Source organism: Wolinella succinogenes DSM 1740 (genome assembly GCF_000196135.1).
GTDB lineage: Bacteria > Campylobacterota > Campylobacteria > Campylobacterales > Helicobacteraceae > Wolinella > Wolinella succinogenes.
On sequence record NC_005090.1, the window covers coordinates 2,043,915 to 2,063,886 of the forward strand.

Here is a 19,972-nt window from a genome sequence, read left to right on the forward strand (position 1 = left end):
TTTTTTTGGTAGAATCGTCCAAATTCTTGCTTGTAAAAGGTTACGGTCATGTCCAAAAAAATCAACAAAATCGTCCTTGCCTATTCGGGAGGTCTTGACACCAGCGTCATCTTGAAATGGCTTCAAGAGCAGTATCAGTGTGAAGTGGTCACCTTCACGGCGGATATCGGTCAAGGCGAAGAGGTCGAGCCTGCACGCGCCAAAGCGAAACTTCTTGGAATCAAAGAGGAGAACATTTTCATCAAAGATCTCAAAGAGGAATTTGTCCGCGACTATGTTTTTCCCATGTTTCGAGCCAATACCCTTTATGAAGGCGAATACCTTCTAGGTACCTCTATCGCTAGACCCCTTATCGCCAAGCACCTCGTGGAGATCGCCAAAGAGGTCGGAGCGGATGCCATCTCTCATGGCGCCACAGGCAAAGGAAACGACCAAGTGCGATTTGAGCTTGGAGGCTATGCGCTCATGCCCGATGTCAAAGTGGTCGCCCCCTGGAGAGAGTGGGATCTAAACTCTCGTGAAAAACTCCTCGCCTACGCCGAAAAACATGGGATTCCCATCGAGAAAAAGGGCAAAAAATCTCCCTACTCTATGGACGCCAACCTCCTGCATATCTCCTATGAAGGGGGAATCCTCGAAGATCCCGCCAGCGAACCTGAGGAGGATATGTGGAGATGGAGCGTCTCTCCTTTGGACGCACCCGATGCTCCAGAGAGGATCACCATTGAGTTTGAAAGGGGCGATGCCGTAGGGATTAATGGCGTGAAAATGTCTCCCGCCACCCTCCTAGCCGAGCTCAATCGCCTAGGAGGCAAACATGGAATCGGGCGGCTTGATCTTGTGGAGAATCGCTATGTCGGAATGAAATCTCGCGGATGCTATGAAACTCCCGGAGGCACGATTCTTCTCAAAGCTCACCGCGCCATCGAATCGCTAACCCTAGATCGAGAAGAGACTCACCTCAAAGATGAGATGATGCCACGCTACGCTAGCCTCATCTACAATGGCTACTGGTTCTCTCCTGAGCGCCGCGCCCTCCAAGCCCTCATCGATGAGACACAAAAAAATGTCACGGGCAGCGTTGGGCTCAAACTCTATAAGGGCAATGTCATCCTTGCGGGCCGCACCTCCGAGCGATCGCTCTTCAACACCGCCTACTCCACCTTTGAAGAGGATAGCGTCTATAACCAAAAAGATGCCGAAGGCTTCATCAAGCTCAACGCTCTACGCTTCATCATCGCAGGCAAGGCGAATCCATCATGAGTCAAAACCAAACAACGCTCAGCTACAAAGAATCGGGGGTTGATATTGATGCGGGAAATACGCTTGTGGAGCGCATCAAACCCATCGTAAAATCGACCTTTGATTCCAATGTGATTGGCGGAATCGGCTCTTTTGCGGGCGCTTACGCGCTTCCCCTAGGCTTTAAGGAGCCCGTGATTCTTGGAGCGACCGATGGCGTGGGGACTAAGCTGAAACTTGCCATTGATAGCGGTCGTTTTGATAGCGTGGGAATTGATCTAGTCGCCATGTGTGTCAATGACCTCATCTGCAACCATGCCACGCCCCTTTTCTTCCTTGACTACTACGCCACGGGCAAACTCGAAGTGGAAAATGCCCTGCAAGTCATCAAGGGGATTGCCGAGGGCTGTAAGCAAGCAGAGTGCGCACTCATTGGCGGAGAGACCGCTGAGATGCCAGGAATGTATCACGCCAAAGATTTTGACCTCGCTGGCTTTGCTGTGGGGATCGCTGAGAGAAGCGATGTGGAGAGGGAGACCCAAACTCAAAAGGGTGATCTGCTTGTCGCGCTCCCCAGCAGTGGGGCTCACTCCAATGGATACTCGCTGATTCGAAAGATTCTCTTTGAGACACGAGGCATGAAATTTGAGGATGATTTCTTGGGTCGTCCCCTCATCGAGACGCTCCTAGAGCCCACCCGAATCTATGTCAAAACCTACAAAGCGCTTCGTGGAAAAATCCACTCTCTCGCCCACATCACAGGGGGCGGGATCGTGGAGAATCTTCCGCGTGTTTTTGGAGAGAATCAGCGCGCTCTTATCCAAAAAGAGAAGCTCCCCTCTCATCCTCTTTTTGACCTTCTTAAAGAACATGTGGAAGAGAAAGAGGCCTATCGCACCTTCAATATGGGGACAGGGATGATTCTTTGCGTGCCCCAAGAGCACCTCAAAGAGGTGCTTGAGAAAAGCGGAGGAGTGCTGGTGGGCGAAGTGGTCGAGGGAGAAAAAGGGGTCGAGTTAGTCGGATGAGTCTCTTTGGGGAAGCCAAGCAGCTCTTTGCCGAAAGCGCCAGCACTAACGACTTCATCTCGCTTGATGCCAATATTCGTATCAAGGAGAAGCTCAAAGAGCATATCCTGCACAAGCCTTTTCAGATTCTCCTGCTCACAGGAGCCCCAGGCGTGGGTAAAACCTATGTTGCCGAAAATCTTACCGAGGAGCTTGGTTCTAGCAAAGCCTACTTCCAAAAGTTTCCCTTTGCGACCACGGTGGGCTTTTTAAGTGCTGTTCACTCCCACTTTTTGCCCCATGTCTCACTCCCTGAGCCCTGCCATCGCGAGAGCTTGCTTGCCTCCTTCAAGGAGCACCTAGCAGGCTCTTATATTCCCGCCATTATCGTGGATGAGATTCAGCTCTACAAAGACGAAGAGCTAGAGATCATACGGATGCTTTCAGACACGCGACTTTTTCGCTTTATCTTCATCATCCACAAGTTAGAGCGCCAAAATCTTTTAGCTCAGAGTTACTTTGTCTCACGCACTTGGGGGAGCTTGGAGCTAGAGGGGCTCACTCCTTTGGAGAGCAAGCTTTTTATTACTCAAAAATTGACCCAAAATGGACTAAAAGAATCGCTTCCTTGGCTCAAAAATAGACAATATTCGCTATTATATAAGCTTAGCGAGGGAAATTTGAGGGTGCTTTGCAAGCTCTGTTACACGATGTTTGAAATTTGCGAACATTATGAGAGTCATGCCCCTTCCCTGTTGGCTAATGATACCGTGCCGCTCCGCTTTATCGAGATGGCGGCGTTAGATTTGGGAGTCCTGCATGAATGAAGCGATCTATAAGATCTTGCGTTTTTTCAAAATCTACTCTTTGCCCTTTCTGACGGTGGTGTTGGCCTTTGGAATCTATTATGTCATCTTTGAAGTCACCCACGCCCTCAAAAAAAAGGAGGAGGCGAACCTCAGCGATAGGGACAAAATCGCCCTCATTGAAGAGGATAAAAATCCTGAAGCACCCCCTCTTGTTCCTATTGAGATTCCCCAACCTGAAGCTCCTTTGCCTGAGGTGCCGCTTGCTCCAAACCTGAGCGAGGAGAGAGATTCCTCCGCCTCTAGCACCAAAACGCTTCTTTATAGCGTCAACACCGAGGTGCTCAATATTCGAGAAAATCCCTCCACCACCGCCCCCATCACGGCGAAAAAAGAGCGCGGAGAAGTGGTTGAGGCGAGCGAAGTTAGAGGAGATTGGGTGAAGATCAAAGAGGGTTGGGCTTACCTCAAGCTTCTCACTCCCCTTAAAGCGACCCCCGCCCCAAGACCCAAGGCTTCCACTCCTGATGTCAAAGTTATTCGATATAGCGTCAACACCGAGGTGCTCAATATTCGAGAAAATCCCTCCACCACCGCCCCCATCACGGCGAAAAAAGAGCGCGGAGAAGTGGTTGAGGCGAGCGAAGTTAGAGGAGATTGGGTGAAGATCAAAGAGGGTTGGGCTTACCTCAAGCTTCTCACTCCCCTCCCTTAGCGATGCGCCAATACGCTGTCTTTGGCGATCCTATCGCCCACTCCAAATCCCCCCTTCTGCACAATCGGGTCTTTTTGGAGCTTGGAGTTCCCGCCTTTTATGGGCGCTACCACCTCAAAGAACCAAGCTCTCTCCTAGAGCGTTTTCATGCTTTGGGCTTGGAGGGGGCCAATATTACCGTTCCTTTTAAAGAGGTGGCTTTTGAGCAGTGCGATGAGGTGAGGGGAATCGCCCAAAAAATTGGCTCGGTCAATACTATGGTGAAAGAGGGAGAGCGGGTCATTGGCTACAACACCGATGCTGAAGGATTTTTCCAAACCCTAGAGGGCAAGCTCCGCCCCCAGAATGTTCTCATCCTTGGGGCGGGTGGCACAGCCAAGGCGCTGGCTATGATTTTTGATCTCCATCAAATCCCTGTGACGATTCTCAATCGCACCCCTGGGCGCCTCAAACCTTTGGCCGAGCAGGGCTTTAAAACTCTCACCCACGAGGAGTTCGCTCCCGATTCTTATGATCTCATCATCAACTCCACCAGCGCTGGATTGAGCGATGATTCTCTCCCCCTTCCCGCCCCTTGGCTAGAATCACTCCTCCATTCAGGCGTGCTCGCCTATGATGTGATTTATGGCAAAACCACCCCCTTTTTACGCCTTGCCAAAGCCCAAGGAGCTCGATTTCAAGATGGTAGAGAGATGCTCATTTCCCAAGCCGCTCTCAGCTCCCTGCACTTCACTCAGCACCACTTTTCCCTCTCCACTCTCCACTCTCTCATGCGTCTCGCTCTCCCTCAATAACCTCACCTCCTTTGATGGAGCCAACGCTCCCAAGCTCCTTGGATACGCCTAAGCTTTGCTCTGCTACAATCAATCACATCTCAGATTTAGGAGGTTCATCATGAACATTAGTATCGTCGGAAGACACTTCGAATTGACCGATCCTATCAAGGAGCATATTGAGGGCTTGTTCTACTCCCTAGAGAAATATAACCTCGATATTTTGCACTGCAGGGCGATCATTTCCGGCGAAGAGAAGCGTGGCAAGAAGGGCTTTGTAGTGGATTTCACCATCTCTTTGGCCAAGACCAACACCGTGGTGATTCGACAGCGAGACAAAGATGTCTATGCCGCCGCTGATTTGGCGATCGAACGCGCCCACAAGGTGCTCCGCCGCCATCATGACAAGATCAACTACAAACACGCCACCCCCATCGAAGAGATGGGCGCCGAGCAGATTCTAAAAGATGAAGCTTTTGAGGCGTATGGGAGCGATGATGAGATCGTCCCTATGGATCTTGACCTCCACAAGCCCCTTGAAATTGAGGATGCTTTAGAGCGACTCAAAAGTAGCTCTCAGCAATTCTTTGTCTTTAATGACATGGATGGTCGCATGAGGGTTCTCTACAAAAGAACAGATGCCAAATACGGTCTTTATTGATTCTCTTTAGGCGGGCGAGACTTCTCGTCTGCCTACCCCTTCTTGATCCTCAAACTATTTCCCACTACCAAAAGAGAGCTAAATGACATGGAAGCCGCCGCCACTAGGGGGATCACATATCCCATGGCCGCCAAAGGAATCGTGAGGGCGTTGTAGGTGAGCGAGAGGGCGATATTTTGCTTGATAAAGCGATAGGTGCGATGCGATAGTGAAAAGGCCTCTTGGAGAGCCAAAAGCGAATCATCCAGCACCACCACATCACTCACCGCAATCGCCACATCCGTCCCCTGCCCCATCGCCACGGCAATATCACTCTTAGAGAGGGCGAGGGCGTCATTGATCCCATCACCTGCCATCACCACAACACGTCCCCTTTGGCGCATCTTTTCCACAAAATCCGCCTTCTCTAACGGATTCATCGCTGCATGAAACTCGCTAATCTCGAGAGTTTGGGCGACTTTTGCCGCAATGGCAAAATGATCTCCCGTGAGCATCACCACCTCTATCCCTTGCGCCCTAATTCCCTCTAGGGACTCTTTGGCATGAGGCTTGAGCGGGTCTTCAAGCTCTAAAACTCCTCTAAGCGCTCCTTGGAATGCCACGGCAAAAAGCGTCCTCTCGCTTGGCTCATACCCTCCTAGCGCCACCCCATGCTCTCTTAAAAACTCTAGACTCCCCCCCAGAATCTCTCCCTCTTCCAAAACTCCTCTAAGCCCCTTGGAATCGATCTGCTCAAACTCTAGAAACTCCCTTATACCCGTGATTCCTTGCATTTTGAGATAGGAGGCGACCCCAACACTCACGGGGTGAGTGCTCTTTTGCACCAACGAGAGCCAAAGAGAGCGATCCATCTCGCCCCATTGCTGCTCTCTCACCACCTGAGGGCGTCCCAAAGTGAGCGTGCCCGTCTTATCCACGAGCAGAAGATTGGCCTTGGCCATCGTCTCTAGGAATCGCGCCTCTTTAAAGAGGAGCTTTTTCTTGATCGATTCGGTCAATCCCACTAGCGAAGCAATAGGAGTGGCGAGCGCTAGAGCGCATGGGCAGGCAATCACTATCACTGAAATAGCCACCACCAAGGAGCGCTCAAAACCCGCTTCTATCGCCCCATACCAGAGGGCAAAAGTGAGAAGTGCTAGAGAGAGGATGGTGGTGGAAAAACGCCTAGAGAGCTCATTGGCACGCTTTTCAATCTGAGGTTTTTTGCCCAAAGAATCTTCGACCAAGCGAATAATGCTAGATAAGAGCGAATCATTGAGGCTCTTACTTACTCGGTACTGCACGGCGTATTGAAGATTGATGGCGCCCGAGAGGAGCATCTCGCCCATGCTTTTTTGAATAGGCAGGGATTCTCCGCTTAACGCACTCTCATCCATCAAAGCCTTGGAGCTCAAAAGCATCCCATCCAAAGCCAAGCGCTCTCCGGGAAGAATCTCGACCACCTCCCCTATCTCCACCTCTTCAGGAGCTAAGGAGATTCGTTCCTCCCCTCTCACCACGATGACCGCCTCAGGAATCTGTGAATTGAGGCTATCTAGCGCATCCACGGCGCTCTTTTTCCCCTTAACCTCTAGAAATTTACCAATGAGCACAAAGGTGATGATCATCGTCACCGATTCAAAATAGGTCTCTCCAATCCCACTCAATGCCGCATAAATGGAGTAGAGGTAGGCAAGCGTTGCCCCAGAGGCAACCAGCAAGTCCATCGTCACAAAGCCATGTTTGAGGCCAAAGTAGGCCCCTCGATAAAAAATCCAGCCACTATAAAAGAGCGCAGGCGTGCAAAGCACGAAAGAGGCAAAGTTGAGAATATGGCGAACGGTCGCATCCATTCCACTAAAGTAACCTGCGTATTGCGCCACGGCAATCCACATGATATTCATGGTGCAGAAGATTCCCACTACCATACGCGTGTAATACTCCCTGCGCTCGCTATTGGCACGCTCCTCTTGGAGCCTTGGATCATAGGGATAGGCGTCATAGCCAATGGAGCGGATGCTATCAATGATTTCAGAGAGCTTGATTCTCTGAGGATCCCAAAGAATCGACGCTTTGTTGTTGGTGTAGTTGATAGAGACCTCGATCACTCCCTCACGCTGATAGAGAACCTTTTCATTAAGCCAGACGCACGCCGCGCAGTGAATCCCTTCCAAAATAAGAGAGATGCGCCGCATCCCCTCCTCTTCTTTGACATACTTGCGCCCAAAGGCCTCACTATCAAAGCGACTCGATTCGAGAAAATTCTCTTTAGGGGGGGCAAGCTTTCGATCTCCCACCTTTTCGTAGAAATTCTCTAGTCCACTGGAGCGAAGCAGATGATAGACCCCTTGACACCCCTTGCAACAAAAGTAGCGTTTTTGCCCCTCTATCTCTTCGCTAAAGAGCGCCTCTTCCTCATACTCTAGGTGGCAGTGATCACAAAGCCGCTTCAACGCTCTCTATCCCCGCTCAAGGAAATTTTTGAAAATCTCATGTCCATAGTGGCTCATGATCGATTCAGGGTGAAACTGCACGCCATAGATAGGATAGCCCCTCACCTGCAACGCCATGATTTCGCCATCATCCGTGCTGTAGGCGGTTGGCTCCAAAATATCAGGTAGGTTCTCCTTTTTGACAATGAGCGAATGGTATCGAGTCGCTGTAAACTCTTCGGGCAATCCTTCAAAAATAGGCGTAGGTACAACAATCTTGATCGTGGAGGTTTTGCCATGCATCATATGAGCAGCCCTCACCACCTCCCCGCCAAAGGCTTGACCAATCGCTTGATGCCCCAAACAGACCCCAAGAATCGGGACGATTCCCTTGAGCTTTTCAATCACTTCCAGCGTCACCCCCGCCTCATTGGGGGTGGAAGGTCCAGGGGAGAGGATGATTTTTTGCGGAGAGAGCGCCTTAATGGCTTCTACGCTCATCTCATCATTACGAATCACCCTCAAATCTGCGCCTAATTCTAGGCAATACTGAACAATGTTGTAGGTGAAGGAATCGTAGTTGTCGATCATTAATACCATGATTTTTCCTTGAAAGGGGGAGCTCTTTTGGGGGCTATTTTATCCAAGAGTTGGTTTGCTTTCCCCTGAAGCGCTCTTTTATCTTCCCCCCTAAGCGCGTTATAATACGCCCCAAAATTGATTCCAACCCAAAGGAGCAGAGGGATGCTTGAGAATGCGGGACTTTTTTTGGGCGGGTTGTTACTGCTCATTTTTGGGGCTGATTGGCTAGTGAGGGGAGCTTCAAAGCTCGCCTTCAAACTAGGCATCTCCCCTTTGGTGGTGGGGCTCACCGTTGTTGCCTTTGGCACAAGTGCCCCTGAGCTAGCGATCAACATCCAATCCTCCCTTGGAGGCCAACCTGATCTCGCGCTAGGGAATGTGGTCGGGAGCAATATCTTTAATGTCCTTTTCATTCTAGGACTCTCCGCACTCATCACGCCCCTCTTGGTGGATAGACAGCTGATTCGCCTCGATGTTCCCCTTATGTTAGTTGCCTCTTTAGCGGTCTATCTTCTCGCCCTAGATGGGAATCTAAGCACTCTTGAGGGAGGCTTGCTCTTTGGTTCCATGCTCTTTTACCTCATCTTCATCATCCGACAAAGCCGCCACGAAAATCAAGCCAACGATTCCCAAGAATCTTCTCAGTCCTCCCCCATCCCCTCCAAGCTTGATCTACTCCCTTTTCAACTCCTTCTCATTCTCGCAGGATTAGCGGCTTTGGTGCTTGGATCAGGATGGTTGGTGGGGGGAGCGGTGGCTTTTGCGCGCCACTTTGGAGTCAGCGAGCTCATCATCGGTCTCACCATCGTGGCAGCAGGCACCTCCATGCCTGAAGTGGCCACCTCCATCATGGCTGCCCTCAAAGGAGAGCGAGATATCGCTGTGGGCAATGTGGTCGGGAGTAACATCTTCAACCTTCTCTCCGTCCTAGGTCTCACCTCACTCCTCGTCCCCGGCGGGATTCCCATCTCCACAGCCGCCCTAGGCTTTGACCTCCCCGTGATGGTGGTGGTTGCTTTTGCGACACTCCCTATCTTCTTCACAGGACAAATCATCGACCGCTGGGAGGGGGGAATCTTCCTCTTTTACTACATCGCCTACACACTCTATCTCATCATGGATGCGACCTCACACGACCTCTTGCCCCTTTTTGGCACCACGATGCTCTATTTCATCGCCCCTCTCACCCTCATTACGCTCTATCTTCTCTTTTATCGAGAAAAGCGCCGCTCCAAAGGGCGCTAACTCGAAAAGTTAAATTTTTTTTGGGGTTAAGCGCAATACAATAGACGCTTTTGATAACAACTCTCATTTAGAAAGAGGTTCATGCTGCTTTTTCCTGCTGATATCGAAGCGATTCTCACCCAGCGCCACTTTGGATGCGAATACCAACCCATCATTCAGCTCTCCAATGAGAGTATTCTTGCTTACGAGGCTTTGGCGAGGTTTCGCTTCAAAGAGAGTCTTGTGCCCCCCGATATTGTCTTTGATGCCGCTCACAAGGACGAGTGGCTCTTCTTTGCCCTAGAGGCTGCAGTGAAGAGCTTCCAGCTAGAGCATCGCCCTGGGAATACCACCCTCTTTCTCAATCTCGACCCCCACCTTTGCATCAAACGCGCGCACATCAATCACTGGGAAAAGCTCTTCAAAGATGAAAAGATTGTCGTGGAGATTATCGAAAACACCGATTCCTCCAATGTTGAGCTAGTGAAAAACTTCGCCTCACTCCTCCTTAATATCGATATTCCCATCGCCCTAGATGATATAGGGAATCCCTTCTCTCTCTTCTCTTTTTCGCTTCTTGATTACGCCAAGGTGATGAAGTTTGACCGCCACTGGCTCACGCTCAGAGAGAGCGATCCGAGCTATCTTATCCTCATGAAGAGCTTCATCGAGTTTTGCGATCACAAAAGGATTTTGACGGTTTTAGAAGGGGTGGAGAACGAAGACCATCTGCAATTTGCCCAAGAGATGGGAGTGAAGGCGGTACAAGGATTCTTCTATCGCCCCAAATTCATCAAGCATAACTGTTAGCAGGGAAAGGGGCGCCCTTAGCGCTCCTCTTTGGGGGCAAGGATATCCACCTCCCAGAAAAATTCGATCCACTCCGTCGCCTCACGAATATAAAAATCGGGCGTATAGATCGCGGTGGGCTTATGAAAAAGCACCGCTGTTTTGAACTCTACATCAGGGTTGATCTCGGTGAGCACCTCTAGAATCTTTCTCATGCTCTTCCCGCTATCCACAATCTCATCGACAATGAGCACCTGCTTGGCATCGCCTAGATTGGGAATGTTGAAAATCTTGATATCCTCATCTTGCTGTTTGTTGAAATAGGAGACGGCATTGATCGTGTAGACTTCGCGCATATCCATCGCAATACCCAAAAAATGCGCCATCGTGAGCCCACCTCGCGTGATTCCAAGCACCGCTTCGGGTTTATAATCAAGTCTTGTGACCAACTCTTTCATATCATCGCGGAACATCTCATAGCTATAATAGAGCATCGCTTCTCCTTAGGCGTGGAATACAAAGGGGATGAGACTAATGAGCGCCAAAAAGAGCAGCCCCCCGCTTAGCTCTTTGAACTCTCCCTTGATGAGCCTCATGAAAAAGTAGAGCAGCAATCCTGCAGCCAACCCATTGGTGATGGAGTAGGTGAGTGGCATAAAAAGAACGATCGCAAACGCTGCCACCGAGATAGAAAAGTCACTAAAATCGACATGTCTTAGCTCGGCAAACATCAAGATTCCCACCGCTACGAGCACGGGATAGATCGCATTATCAGGAATCGCTCCAAATAGAGGGAGCATGAAGAGCGTGAGGATAAAGCAAAATGCCGTGAAAATAGCGGTTAAGCCCGTTCTGCCTCCCTCCTCAACTCCGCTGGCGCTCTCTAAAAAGCTCGTGGTTGTGGAGAGCCCAAGGAGACTTCCGCCCACCGTGGCCACCGCATCCACTTGTAGCGTCTTCTCTAGCTCTTTGCTCCCCTTCTCCCTAAAGATTCCCGCTCGATAGCCCACACCCGCAAGCGTCCCTAAAGAATCGAACATATCCGTGATCATAAAGGCCAAAATCACAGGGAGCATGGAGAGTGTGAGTACCTCAAGAATATTGAGCTTAAACATAATAGGAGCGATAGAAGCAGGCATAGAGAAGATTGCCTCGGGCATCGCCTTGATTCCTAAAATCCAGCCAAGAATCGAAGTGATCGCTACAGAGAGGATGAAGGCGCCCTTGATTCTCCAAGCGCTCAAAGCCAAAACCACCAAAAGCCCAAAGATTCCTACAAGGACATTGGTATCAGCTAGGTTCCCAAGTCCCACGAGTGTGGCGGGATTATCCGCGATGATTCCCATCTGCTTGAGTCCGATAAAAGCGATAAAAGCGCCAATCCCTGCACTAATAGCGCGTCTTAGGTCATGAGGAATACTCTCCATGATCCAGCGCCTAAAGTTAGTGAAAGAGACCACCAGGAAGAGAATCCCTGAGAGGAAAACAATCCCCAGGGCATTCTCCCAAGGAATCTTCATCCCTAGCACCAAGCCAAAGGTGAAGTAGGCATTCAGCCCCATCCCTACGCTCATTGCCACAGGCGTATTAGCCCAGACTCCATTAAGGAGCGTGGAGAGAATCGTGATGAGCGCCGTGGCAGTAATGAGCGCATCCATGGGCATCCCTGTCTGGCTCATAATGATGGCATTCACTGGCACGATATACATCATCGTCAAAAAAGTGGTGAATCCCGCCAGCGCCTCGGTTTTGACGTTTGTCTGGTGCTCCTTGAGCTTGAAGAATCCTTCTAGCATCGCTTCCTCCCTATGAATTTAAGCATAAATTTGAATTTCGTTGTAGAGACTATCGCGCTCCACAGGGATAAAACCCGCGTCTTTGATCTGAAAAATAAGCTCCTCTTTGCTCACGCCATGTCCGCTGCCTGAACCTGCCGCACTCTGAATAGACTCTTTTTGGATGGTGCCATCAAGATCATCCGCTCCAAACTCTTGAGCGACCATCGCCAAATTGAGCCCAAGAGTTGCCCAATAGGCCTTAATGTGAGGAATATTGTCCAGCAAGATTCGAGAGATAGCCAAGGTCTTGAGAATCTCCTGACCCGTAGGAAAACGCTCGACCTTGAGAAAATTGTTCTCTTTTTGATAGAGAAGAGGGATAAAAGCATTAAAGCCGCCATAGCGATCTTGAAGCTCACGAAGGCGCAGCATATGGTCGATTCGATGGGTGCGATTCTCGATGTGACCAAAGAGCATCGTGGCGTTACTCTGTTTGCCCAAAGAGTGCCAATAGCCATGAATCTCCAGCCAGCGCCCAGAGCTCACCTTGCCGCCGCAAAGGCGCGCACGCACCTCCTCATCAAAGATCTCCGCCCCTCCTCCTGGCATGCTATCCACTCCCCACAAGAGCATATCTTCAAGGACTTGCTCATAGGGTTTCTCAAAACGCCTAGAGAGAAAATCGACCTCCGCTGCGGTCATGGCCTTGAGATGAATATGGGGGAGCGCCTCTTTGATCGTCTTAAACATCTCCCCATACCATTGGTAGCCATAGTTGGGGTTATGGGCGCTCACCACATGAAGCTCGCGCGCGCCAAGCGCAGTCGATTCTTTGGCAATCTCTAGAATCTCATCAATGCTCATGGCATAGGGGTTGGGGTTTTTGCGGTGAGAGGAGAAGGCGCAAAATTTGCAAATATCTTGACAGATATTGGTGGGGTTAATGTGGCGATTGGAGTTAAAAAAGACCTTTTTGCCATGCTTTTTGACCCGCCTCCTATCCGCCTCACGCCCAAGCGTGAATAGGTCGAGATCATAGAGAGCTTCACCCTCATTTTGGGTGAGTCTCTCATGATCATGCAAGCGATTCATCAAGGTTTCAGGAAGGGAACTCATGTTTTTCCTTGGAAAGTGAAGAGATTTTGGGTGACATTATAGAATAGCCGCACTTAGCTAGAGGACGCAACCAAGAAATAATAGGGTCTATTTAGCCAATCGCAAATCAATCTCCAAATCGCTAGGGGCGTCAATCTCCCCCCATCCCCCCTCAATGAGCACGGGCAAAACATTATCAAATGTTTCGATCAACCCCTGCAATAGGCTGGTCATATACATATTGGAGTAATCTTTTCCATCATAGAGCCGCTCCCTATCTAGCCCCTCATAATAGCAAATGAGTCGTGGCAAAAACTCCTTGGAGAACTTGAGCAATCCCATGTACTGCCCCTCAATCTCCTCTAAAGTTTGGGGCTTTTTGCCTATCTCTTTGATTCGCCCCTCCCTTATTTTTAGCGTCTCGGCATCCTCTAGCGGATTCTCAAATCTCTGCTCCCACAGCTTTTGCCATGCCTTATCAATCACCACATTCACTTCGCCCTCTGATTTTTGGAGGGCTCGCACGATGGGGGGAGAGTATAAGATGTCTGAGTAAGAGAGGATAAGCTCCTCATCCAAAAAATCGCGTGCACAGAAAAAAGTGTGCACCATATTGGTCGAGCTGTGGAGCTCATTGAAAAAAAAGCTGAAGTTTGCTTTTTTGGAGTAGTTTTTCTCTATGTAGTGCTTGAGCACCTCAAAACGATACCCACCTACGATTCCAATCTCATCAATCCCGCACTGAAGAAGAGAATCAAGCTCATACTTCAAGATAGGCTCGCCCTGATATTGGACAAGGCATTTGGGCACATGATCGGCTAGGGGAGCCAATCGGCTTCCTCTTCCTGCGGCTAAAATCAATGCTTTCATGGCTAATCCCTTTTTTGGAGTGCTTGGCTGAATAACTCCACCATTTTTAGTGTTCCTGCGCTCCTTTTGTCTTGACGCTCAGGGTGCCACATCATGCCAAAAAGAGGGGCTTCTTCTCCTCTAAATGCCTCTACTAAACCCTCGCAGGAGCGTGCTAGAGGAATCAATCCTGCCCCCAACTCCTTAATGGCAAGCTGGTGCTCAGAGCCGATTATCTCGCCTTCGCCCTCTTCCCAAAAAATCTCATGTCTCCCCACATGGCCCTCGCAGAACTCAAGAAGAGAGCCCCCTTCATAAGCAATCATCTGAGCCCCACGACAAACCCCAAGCAGGGGAAATGCATACTGCTTTGCATATCGAAGAATCTCTTTCTCATACGCATCGCGCTTCTTATTAAGGGGTGAGGAGACGAAATCATTCAGATCATTCCCTCCGCTTAAAATCACCCCTTCTAGCGCGAATTCCTTGATATAGACCTCCAAAGGCACCGCATAACTAAGAGGAATCATCCCCCAAGAGAGATGATAAAAAAGCTCCCCCCATCGAACATCCAGCGCCTCTCTTGTCTCAATATATTCGCGAGTCTCCAAAAGTCGCTGCGTGATTCCTATGCGCCTCATAAAATCTCCACCTTGCACGAAGCGCTATCAAGCTCTAAGAATCGAGCCCTTCTCCATCTCTCAAAATACTCTTCACCCGCTCCAATCACGGCGCAGATTCCAGCCTCAGCGCATCGTATCGCCATATGGGAATTGACTCCTCCATAGCAGGTGATAAGCCCCGCAATTCCCTTGGTAAAGAGAAAATCATAGCCGGGGTCAGCCGACTTGACGCAGACGATTTTACCTTCCAGCTCTCCTCCTAATCCCTCCATGCTCTCATCCACCACCTCTGCTTGAACTCTACCCGAACCAATAAAGTTAGGATGGGATGAGGGTAGAACATAGGAATAGATATCCTTTGAATCTAAAATAATAGGCGGAAGTTTGAGCAGCCTAGCCAGGGCAAACTCCTCTTTGTGGAATAAAATATCCTCCAAAAGCCTCTCTTTAGCCGTGATTCCCTCAAGATTGGCATAGAGCCCTAAAAGAATCTTAATATCAAGGTGAGCCATCTCCTCTTTGGGGATTTCAAGTCGCCCTCCAAAGGCCTCAACCATCTCAAGCACTCGGCTCAAAACCTTTGTAAAACCAAACTTCACCAGCTCTCGCCCCTCTATGGCCTCTTTGATAAAATCAAAAAGCCCTTGGGCGCTGATTCTTAGGCCATGCTCCACAAGAAGATTTTCCAAAATCTCTTTTTTCTCACAAGAGAGGCAAAACTCCTTTTTCAAGGGAGATTTGCACGCTTTTATATCCCCAAAATAGCTTTCAAAAGCCTCTTTATAGGAGGGTGAAAGAATCGAGTAGGTTCCCGCGCGCAAATGCCCATACTCTTTTAAAAATTCCTCTTTGGAGATTTTACCCGATGAGAGTTCGTGGATTCTCTCGCTCAGTTTTTTAGAGACCGTATTTAAAGAGGCCAAGAAATCCTCTTTTTCTTGGGAGTTTAAAAATCCTATCTGAACAAGAGAATCTAATATCTGCACCGCGACAAAGGCCGCCCTAGCGACCCCAGCAAAAGGAAGCGTGCCATAGCGCTTACAATACTCAATGCCCCAATAAATTTTGTCGATGTCGGCTAACTCGCTTGATTCGATAGATTGAAACTTCTCTTCTAGTTTTTTGATCTTCTCCAAATCTTTTTTATAGAGCCCTCCAATAGGATCAATCATGGCATTGGTGAGTTCAAGCAGAGCAAACTCCAAGCGCTTGAGCTCCTCTTGACTAAAGCCCTCTTTTTGCAACTCACCGAGCTTTTGGGGAAGATTAAAATGATAGCAAGAGAGGATGATCTCAAACTCGACTTTATCGTGATTTTCAGGGCTATTGGCGAGCTTGTCCAAGTAAAAATTGGCCAATTTGGTGGCAATTTTGCTGTTAAGGTTTTCGGGAATAAAGGAGTTAAAAGAGATTCGAGTATCGATGTAGGGAATCCCCACAAAGCTCACTAAGAGCGGGTGAGAGCGCAAATTTCTGTATCCATAGTTACTGCGCTGATAAGCCCAAACGCTATCGGTGACCAGCTCTTTATAGAGAGAGAGCGCCAAGTAGCGAGGTTTGATTCCGATGATTTCGGCAGGATTCCAATCGGGCATCACTCCAAAAATCGTCCGATTGCCTAGCAGATTGGGATGGGGGCGATTGAGCTTCTCAAACTTGATTCGAATCTTCTCCAGCGCTTCAAAAACCTCTTGGTGTAAAATCTCTGCCCTCTTGGCAATAGGGCGCACCTGAAGGATGTAGAGCTGCTCACTCTCCCCCTCTTTGGCAAAGGCGAACTCTACATCAAGGTATTCACAATCAAAAATGGCTTCCAGCTCAAAAATAGTCTCTATGAGCGCCCTCAATCGAGGTTGATCAGGGAGAGAGGCGTGGCGAAAATGGTAGAAGGTTTGATGCTTGGTGCTAGAACCGCTCGTGATTCCATCACTTTTAGCGCTCTCTTCAAAATTGACCACCACATAGGGAGCCGAATCCTCTTTATCCACGCTCATGACCACGCCGCCTAGAGTGATCCCTTGGAGCATGGGCTGCACCAAAAGCTCATGCTCTCCCTCGCCCATGCTCTCTGAAACTCGCTCTAGCGCCGATAGAAGAGAATCGATCGCTTGGGAGTGGATGCAAGGAATCGTGAGAAATGCCCCCGCATTGGAGGCCGATTCTTCATCTTCATTTTGCGCTGCACTGCGGATAATCACCTCATCGCTAAAAGAGGCAGTGATGCTCTTGGCTACACTTAGCGCATCGCGCTTGATCTCGGATGTTTTAAAAATGAGCAGATCCAAAATCTTGGCACCCCGTAAGATACCCTGCAGATTCTGAAGATTCCTCGCTTTGCCCTGAAAGCCCAATCCACCCATACACTCTCCCCTTGCTCTATCCTACTTTTTGCGCACTCCAGGCTCTAATTTTATAAGGCACCGAAATGGTTTCTAATTTCTCTATTTTAGCTTCAATCATCATCAGTACATCCTTCCATCTCTCCCCTGCCTGCACCTGAATATCATTGACCGATTTCCAAGCCCCCATATATCGCTCTTTGCTCATATGTTCAAAATAGGGAATCTCCATAAAAAAACACTCTTTAAAGTGTCCTGTTGATTCTAGAATCTCTGTCCAATTCTTAGTGTTTTGAGCTCCACTTGAGACGCGATTAAGTGATGGAATCATCTGCTTAATCTCATCCTCAATCTCCTGAAAAATAGAGCCTTCTTTGATATCACGAGGATTCCATATAGCCGTAAAATATCCCCCCTCTTTGAGTATCCTAGAAAACTCTGGTAGAGATTTGGCAGGATCAGTCCAATGGAAAGAGCTCGCCATCATAACCCAATCGTATGCACTCGATTTCAGCCCCGTTGCCTCCCCACTTCCTTCGTGCCACTGCACAGCACAATCTTTGGTGTAAGCCACTCCCTCAAGACGCATATTTTCATTGGGCTCGACAGCATCAACCCCAAGACCCATATCACAAAGCATCTTGGTCAACTTTCCTGTTCCAGCCCCAACTTCAGCCACTCGAAAATCCCCTCTACTCCGCCCTTGACTGTTCACGCAAGCGAAGAGCTTTTCCAGCAGAATATCACTATAGGCGGGGCGATGGTGATAGTGTTTCGCCACTTCAGTAAAATCACCTTGCTTCATCTAATTCCTTGAATATAAATTTCTGACAAGATTCGATCTCGCTTCTCATCAATACTCCCCCAAAGAGTGTTGTCAATCACTACATGGGCAGATGGCTCATCAAAAGCAATATCAACTCCCACCACCTCTTGGATCTCCCCTTTAAGTGCCTTGGTGTAGAGATTCTTTTGATCGCGCCGTATCAGCTCCTCCATCTCGCACTTCACATAGACCTCTAAATAGCGAGGGATGTTTTGGCGATTGAGCCTATAGATTTCATCAAACATCGAGATGGCTGTGGCCACCACATGAATCCCTTGAGAGGCCAAAAAGGCACACAAAGCCGAGCGCTTTTTGGAGATTTCGATTCTTGATTCTCTGTCATACCCACTATGTCCAAAAATCTCTCTAAAACCATCTCCATCTAAATAGACCACATGGGAAATCTCTCTTCTTAGGGCCTCATAAACCGCCCTTCCCAAGGTTGTCTTGCCGCTACCTGCTAATCCCGTGATCCAAATCACCCATCCTTGGGGCGATTCTCCCTCTAGAGCCACAAAATTCCTATCTTAAAGGAATCATCGCTTTTTTGGTGCACGCCCGCCTCTAATATCTCTCTCCACGCCTCTTTCATCCCCTCGCTCCAAGTGATATCATCAAATGCCATCACTCCCCTAGGCGCCATAAAGGGAAGAATCTGCCTAAAGTAAGCCAAAGTTGCCTCTCTATCGTGATGCCCATCAATAAAAACAAAATCAATCGGCGCGATGGCAGGAAGCAGGTCGGGCAACACATCGACAAATTTCCCCACCTTTTGAACCACACTAGAACATCCCAAATCTTCCCTCGTTTGGATAGCGATTTTGGCTAGCTCAGGAGAACCTTCGATAGTGTAGATTTGGGCATTAGGAGCAGCATGGCTCAAATAGGAGCTAGAGAATCCGCAACAAGTTCCAAGCTCTAAAATCACTTTAGGTTCTCCCTTGGAGACGATTTCAAAGATTCCCTTCGCTCGATCTCCTTTGATTCCCACCGCCGCCACAGAACGCGTGGTGGTCGTGACCCTCACGCCTTGCGCCATCTCCTCTTCACTTCGATTCGAATCGGGTGACCCCGCCCCAAAATCGATCACCTCTGTGGCTTGATCCTTGTCCACAAGAGCCCCTCGATACGCCTCAATCTTTGACTCTACCTCTAAAAATTTCTGTTGGCTCATGCGCCCTCCTTCTCTTTGAGTATCTCATCCACCATGGAGCCCACATCAAACTCCATCCGATCAAAAATCTGCTTAGCGTAGCCATTGCGATTGCCAATGATTCTCTCCGCCTTAATGATCAACTCCTCTATGCTATCCACCTTATCCATGAGAGCCAAATCCATCAAAAACTTATCATAGTGCGAGACAAAAGAGCGCGTGGAGATCGTCGGTGTCCCAAAGAAACAAGCCTCAGAATTGAGCGTCCCACCCCCTCCGATAAAGAGATCGCAGTAGGCCAGAATATGCTGAATAACTATCTTCTCTTTGAGCACCTTCGCAAAAGGAAGAAGCTCCGCAACGGCTTCAGGCTCATACCGAGGAATCACAAGAATATTAGCCCTCAAGCGCTCCTTGAGCACCTTGAGCCCCTCATAGAGAATCGGGTATTTCTTCATCACATAGCTCGCCTTATACTCCTCTTCTCTCACCACAATCGTAGGCAAAGAGGTGTCTAGACCGTAATCCTTGAGCACTTTCTCGTAAAATTCTCTTGAGGGCTGAAAATCTCGGAGCCACGCCACCACATCCAAAAATCCATACTCAAAAATCTGATCGTGCTCTAATCCAAAGCGAAAGAAGATCTCCTCAGGCACCATGAAAGGGCGAAAGGCCTTGTTGGAGAGGGGAAGCGTGAGTCGTGCCTGAGGGAGCGCACGCCGAAAATCGGTTTTGTAGTCCGAGAGGGGAATGTCATAAAAATTGACGATAGGTATCCCAAGCCCAAAAGCGACACGATTGGCGTCCACACTGCAAAGGCAGACCAAACGCTTGATGCTGTGCTGCTCGATAAACTCCATCAGCTCAAGCTGGCGATGGATCGAGGCTTTAAGCTTGTCACAAAGCTTCGCCCCGCCAAAACCTCCCCGGTTGAAAAAGGGAATCTTGTAGAGATTGAGCAGCTCCACCACCTCGCTGTACCCCTCTCCCTCTCGCGCTGTAACCAACACCTCTCTATCGCGCCGTTTTAGCTCCTCAATGAAAGGCTTAAAGAACATGACGCTCTTGGGCGTCACCAGATCAAACCATGTCATTCATC

The 19,972-nt window shown here is 49.2% G+C and carries 20 protein-coding genes; 8 read left to right on the forward strand and 12 right to left on the reverse strand.

All coding sequences use genetic code 11. The features are described 5' to 3' along the window. Positions 1-48 precede the first annotated feature (48 nt). The 6 genes from WS_RS10195 to hpf all read left to right on the forward strand — a co-directional run bounded on the left by WS_RS10195 (position 49) and on the right by hpf (position 5,204). The gene (locus tag WS_RS10195; protein ID WP_011139938.1) at positions 49-1,263 is read left to right on the forward strand and encodes an argininosuccinate synthase; all 1,215 of its coding nucleotides are present in this window, start codon (positions 49-51) and stop codon (positions 1,261-1,263) included. Continuing rightward, positions 1,260-2,270 (forward strand): phosphoribosylformylglycinamidine cyclo-ligase, encoded by a 1,011-nt coding sequence (purM, locus tag WS_RS10200; protein WP_011139939.1) that lies wholly within the window; start codon positions 1,260-1,262, stop codon positions 2,268-2,270. Before WS_RS10195 ends, purM begins: the two co-directional genes overlap by 4 nt. After that, entirely contained in the window at positions 2,267-3,076 is an 810-nt protein-coding gene (locus WS_RS10205; RefSeq protein WP_011139940.1) for an ATP-binding protein, read from the forward strand. The genes purM and WS_RS10205 overlap by 4 nt, the downstream gene beginning before the upstream one ends. After that, positions 3,069-3,770 carry an SH3 domain-containing protein gene (locus WS_RS10210; protein ID WP_011139941.1) on the forward strand — a complete coding sequence of 234 codons (702 nt, stop codon included), beginning with the start codon at positions 3,069-3,071 and terminating at the stop codon, positions 3,768-3,770. The genes WS_RS10205 and WS_RS10210 overlap by 8 nt, the downstream gene beginning before the upstream one ends. Next, positions 3,734-4,564, forward strand: coding sequence for a shikimate dehydrogenase (locus WS_RS10215; RefSeq protein ID WP_232013724.1), 831 nt, complete (start codon positions 3,734-3,736; stop codon positions 4,562-4,564). The genes WS_RS10210 and WS_RS10215 overlap by 37 nt, the downstream gene beginning before the upstream one ends. 100 nt (positions 4,565-4,664) lie before the next feature. Then, complete coding sequence (gene hpf, locus WS_RS10220; protein WP_011139943.1) at positions 4,665-5,204, forward strand: ribosome hibernation-promoting factor, HPF/YfiA family; 540 nt, start codon at positions 4,665-4,667, stop codon at positions 5,202-5,204. A 32-nt stretch (positions 5,205-5,236) separates the two neighbouring features. On the opposite strand, the gene WS_RS10225 is transcribed toward hpf, so the two are convergent. Together WS_RS10225 and WS_RS10230 are read right to left on the reverse strand one after the other, a co-directional pair. Further along, entirely contained in the window at positions 5,237-7,636 is a 2,400-nt protein-coding gene (locus tag WS_RS10225) for a heavy metal translocating P-type ATPase (protein WP_011139944.1), read from the reverse strand. A gap of 6 nt (positions 7,637-7,642) precedes the next feature. Beyond that, entirely contained in the window at positions 7,643-8,215 is a 573-nt protein-coding gene (locus tag WS_RS10230) for an anthranilate synthase component II (RefSeq protein ID WP_011139945.1), read from the reverse strand. A gap of 144 nt (positions 8,216-8,359) precedes the next feature. Here WS_RS10230 and WS_RS10235 point away from each other — a divergent pair, with 144 nt between their 5' ends. Both WS_RS10235 and WS_RS10240 read left to right on the forward strand, forming a co-directional pair. Then, positions 8,360-9,442 (forward strand): calcium/sodium antiporter, encoded by a 1,083-nt coding sequence (locus WS_RS10235; protein WP_011139946.1) that lies wholly within the window; start codon positions 8,360-8,362, stop codon positions 9,440-9,442. Between the two features lie 81 nt (positions 9,443-9,523). Further along, positions 9,524-10,231: an EAL domain-containing protein gene (locus tag WS_RS10240; RefSeq protein WP_011139947.1), complete on the forward strand. Its 708-nt coding sequence runs from the start codon at positions 9,524-9,526 to the stop codon at positions 10,229-10,231. Between the two features lie 17 nt (positions 10,232-10,248). Here WS_RS10240 and WS_RS10245 read toward each other — a convergent pair whose 3' ends face one another. The 10 genes from WS_RS10245 to WS_RS10290 form a co-directional block, all read right to left on the reverse strand. After that, a complete protein-coding gene (locus tag WS_RS10245; RefSeq protein ID WP_011139948.1) occupies positions 10,249-10,704 on the reverse strand; it encodes a phosphoribosyltransferase in 456 nt (151 codons plus the stop codon). A 9-nt stretch (positions 10,705-10,713) separates the two neighbouring features. Continuing rightward, complete coding sequence (locus WS_RS10250; protein WP_011139949.1) at positions 10,714-12,006, reverse strand: NCS2 family permease; 1,293 nt, start codon at positions 12,004-12,006, stop codon at positions 10,714-10,716. Positions 12,007-12,024: 18 nt separating this feature from the next. Continuing rightward, positions 12,025-13,080, reverse strand: coding sequence for an aminofutalosine synthase MqnE (gene mqnE / locus WS_RS10255; RefSeq protein ID WP_408646044.1), 1,056 nt, complete (start codon positions 13,078-13,080; stop codon positions 12,025-12,027). Between the two features lie 111 nt (positions 13,081-13,191). Continuing rightward, positions 13,192-13,953: a phosphocholine cytidylyltransferase family protein gene (locus WS_RS10260; protein WP_011139951.1), complete on the reverse strand. Its 762-nt coding sequence runs from the start codon at positions 13,951-13,953 to the stop codon at positions 13,192-13,194. Between the two features lie 2 nt (positions 13,954-13,955). Then, the gene (locus WS_RS10265; RefSeq protein ID WP_011139952.1) at positions 13,956-14,573 is read right to left on the reverse strand and encodes a type 1 glutamine amidotransferase; all 618 of its coding nucleotides are present in this window, start codon (positions 14,571-14,573) and stop codon (positions 13,956-13,958) included. Further along, the gene (locus tag WS_RS10270) at positions 14,570-16,915 is read right to left on the reverse strand and encodes a PEP-utilizing enzyme (RefSeq protein WP_011139953.1); all 2,346 of its coding nucleotides are present in this window, start codon (positions 16,913-16,915) and stop codon (positions 14,570-14,572) included. The genes WS_RS10265 and WS_RS10270 overlap by 4 nt, the downstream gene beginning before the upstream one ends. 16 nt (positions 16,916-16,931) lie before the next feature. Continuing rightward, positions 16,932-17,699, reverse strand: a complete 768-nt coding sequence (locus tag WS_RS10275) for a class I SAM-dependent methyltransferase (protein ID WP_011139954.1) — start codon at positions 17,697-17,699, stop codon at positions 16,932-16,934. Then, positions 17,696-18,235, reverse strand: coding sequence for an adenylyl-sulfate kinase (locus WS_RS10280; protein WP_011139955.1), 540 nt, complete (start codon positions 18,233-18,235; stop codon positions 17,696-17,698). The genes WS_RS10275 and WS_RS10280 overlap by 4 nt, the downstream gene beginning before the upstream one ends. Then, positions 18,226-18,894, reverse strand: a complete 669-nt coding sequence (locus WS_RS10285; protein ID WP_011139956.1) for an O-methyltransferase — start codon at positions 18,892-18,894, stop codon at positions 18,226-18,228. Before WS_RS10285 ends, WS_RS10280 begins: the two co-directional genes overlap by 10 nt. Further along, the gene (locus WS_RS10290) at positions 18,891-19,967 is read right to left on the reverse strand and encodes a DUF354 domain-containing protein (RefSeq protein ID WP_011139957.1); all 1,077 of its coding nucleotides are present in this window, start codon (positions 19,965-19,967) and stop codon (positions 18,891-18,893) included. Before WS_RS10290 ends, WS_RS10285 begins: the two co-directional genes overlap by 4 nt. Positions 19,968-19,972: the final 5 nt, after the last annotated feature.

What these genes read in the sequence shown, in the direction of transcription:
- WS_RS10195 (WP_011139938.1), top strand. Translation starts at nt 49, where the DNA reads ATGTCCAAAAAAATCAACAAAATCGTCCTTGCCTATTCGGGAGGTCTT.
- purM (WP_011139939.1), top strand. Translation starts at nt 1,260, where the DNA reads ATGAGTCAAAACCAAACAACGCTCAGCTACAAAGAATCGGGGGTTGAT.
- WS_RS10205 (WP_011139940.1), top strand. Translation starts at nt 2,267, where the DNA reads ATGAGTCTCTTTGGGGAAGCCAAGCAGCTCTTTGCCGAAAGCGCCAGC.
- WS_RS10210 (WP_011139941.1), top strand. Translation starts at nt 3,069, where the DNA reads ATGAATGAAGCGATCTATAAGATCTTGCGTTTTTTCAAAATCTACTCT.
- hpf (WP_011139943.1), top strand. Translation starts at nt 4,665, where the DNA reads ATGAACATTAGTATCGTCGGAAGACACTTCGAATTGACCGATCCTATC.
- WS_RS10230 (WP_011139945.1), bottom strand. Translation starts at nt 8,215, where the DNA reads ATGGTATTAATGATCGACAACTACGATTCCTTCACCTACAACATTGTT.
- WS_RS10235 (WP_011139946.1), top strand. Translation starts at nt 8,360, where the DNA reads ATGCTTGAGAATGCGGGACTTTTTTTGGGCGGGTTGTTACTGCTCATT.
- WS_RS10240 (WP_011139947.1), top strand. Translation starts at nt 9,524, where the DNA reads ATGCTGCTTTTTCCTGCTGATATCGAAGCGATTCTCACCCAGCGCCAC.
- WS_RS10245 (WP_011139948.1), bottom strand. Translation starts at nt 10,704, where the DNA reads ATGCTCTATTATAGCTATGAGATGTTCCGCGATGATATGAAAGAGTTG.
- WS_RS10250 (WP_011139949.1), bottom strand. Translation starts at nt 12,006, where the DNA reads ATGCTAGAAGGATTCTTCAAGCTCAAGGAGCACCAGACAAACGTCAAA.
- mqnE (WP_408646044.1), bottom strand. Translation starts at nt 13,080, where the DNA reads ATGAATCGCTTGCATGATCATGAGAGACTCACCCAAAATGAGGGTGAA.
- WS_RS10260 (WP_011139951.1), bottom strand. Translation starts at nt 13,953, where the DNA reads ATGAAAGCATTGATTTTAGCCGCAGGAAGAGGAAGCCGATTGGCTCCC.
- WS_RS10265 (WP_011139952.1), bottom strand. Translation starts at nt 14,573, where the DNA reads ATGAGGCGCATAGGAATCACGCAGCGACTTTTGGAGACTCGCGAATAT.
- WS_RS10270 (WP_011139953.1), bottom strand. Translation starts at nt 16,915, where the DNA reads ATGGGTGGATTGGGCTTTCAGGGCAAAGCGAGGAATCTTCAGAATCTG.
- WS_RS10275 (WP_011139954.1), bottom strand. Translation starts at nt 17,699, where the DNA reads ATGAAGCAAGGTGATTTTACTGAAGTGGCGAAACACTATCACCATCGC.
- WS_RS10285 (WP_011139956.1), bottom strand. Translation starts at nt 18,894, where the DNA reads ATGAGCCAACAGAAATTTTTAGAGGTAGAGTCAAAGATTGAGGCGTAT.
- WS_RS10290 (WP_011139957.1), bottom strand. Translation starts at nt 19,967, where the DNA reads ATGACATGGTTTGATCTGGTGACGCCCAAGAGCGTCATGTTCTTTAAG.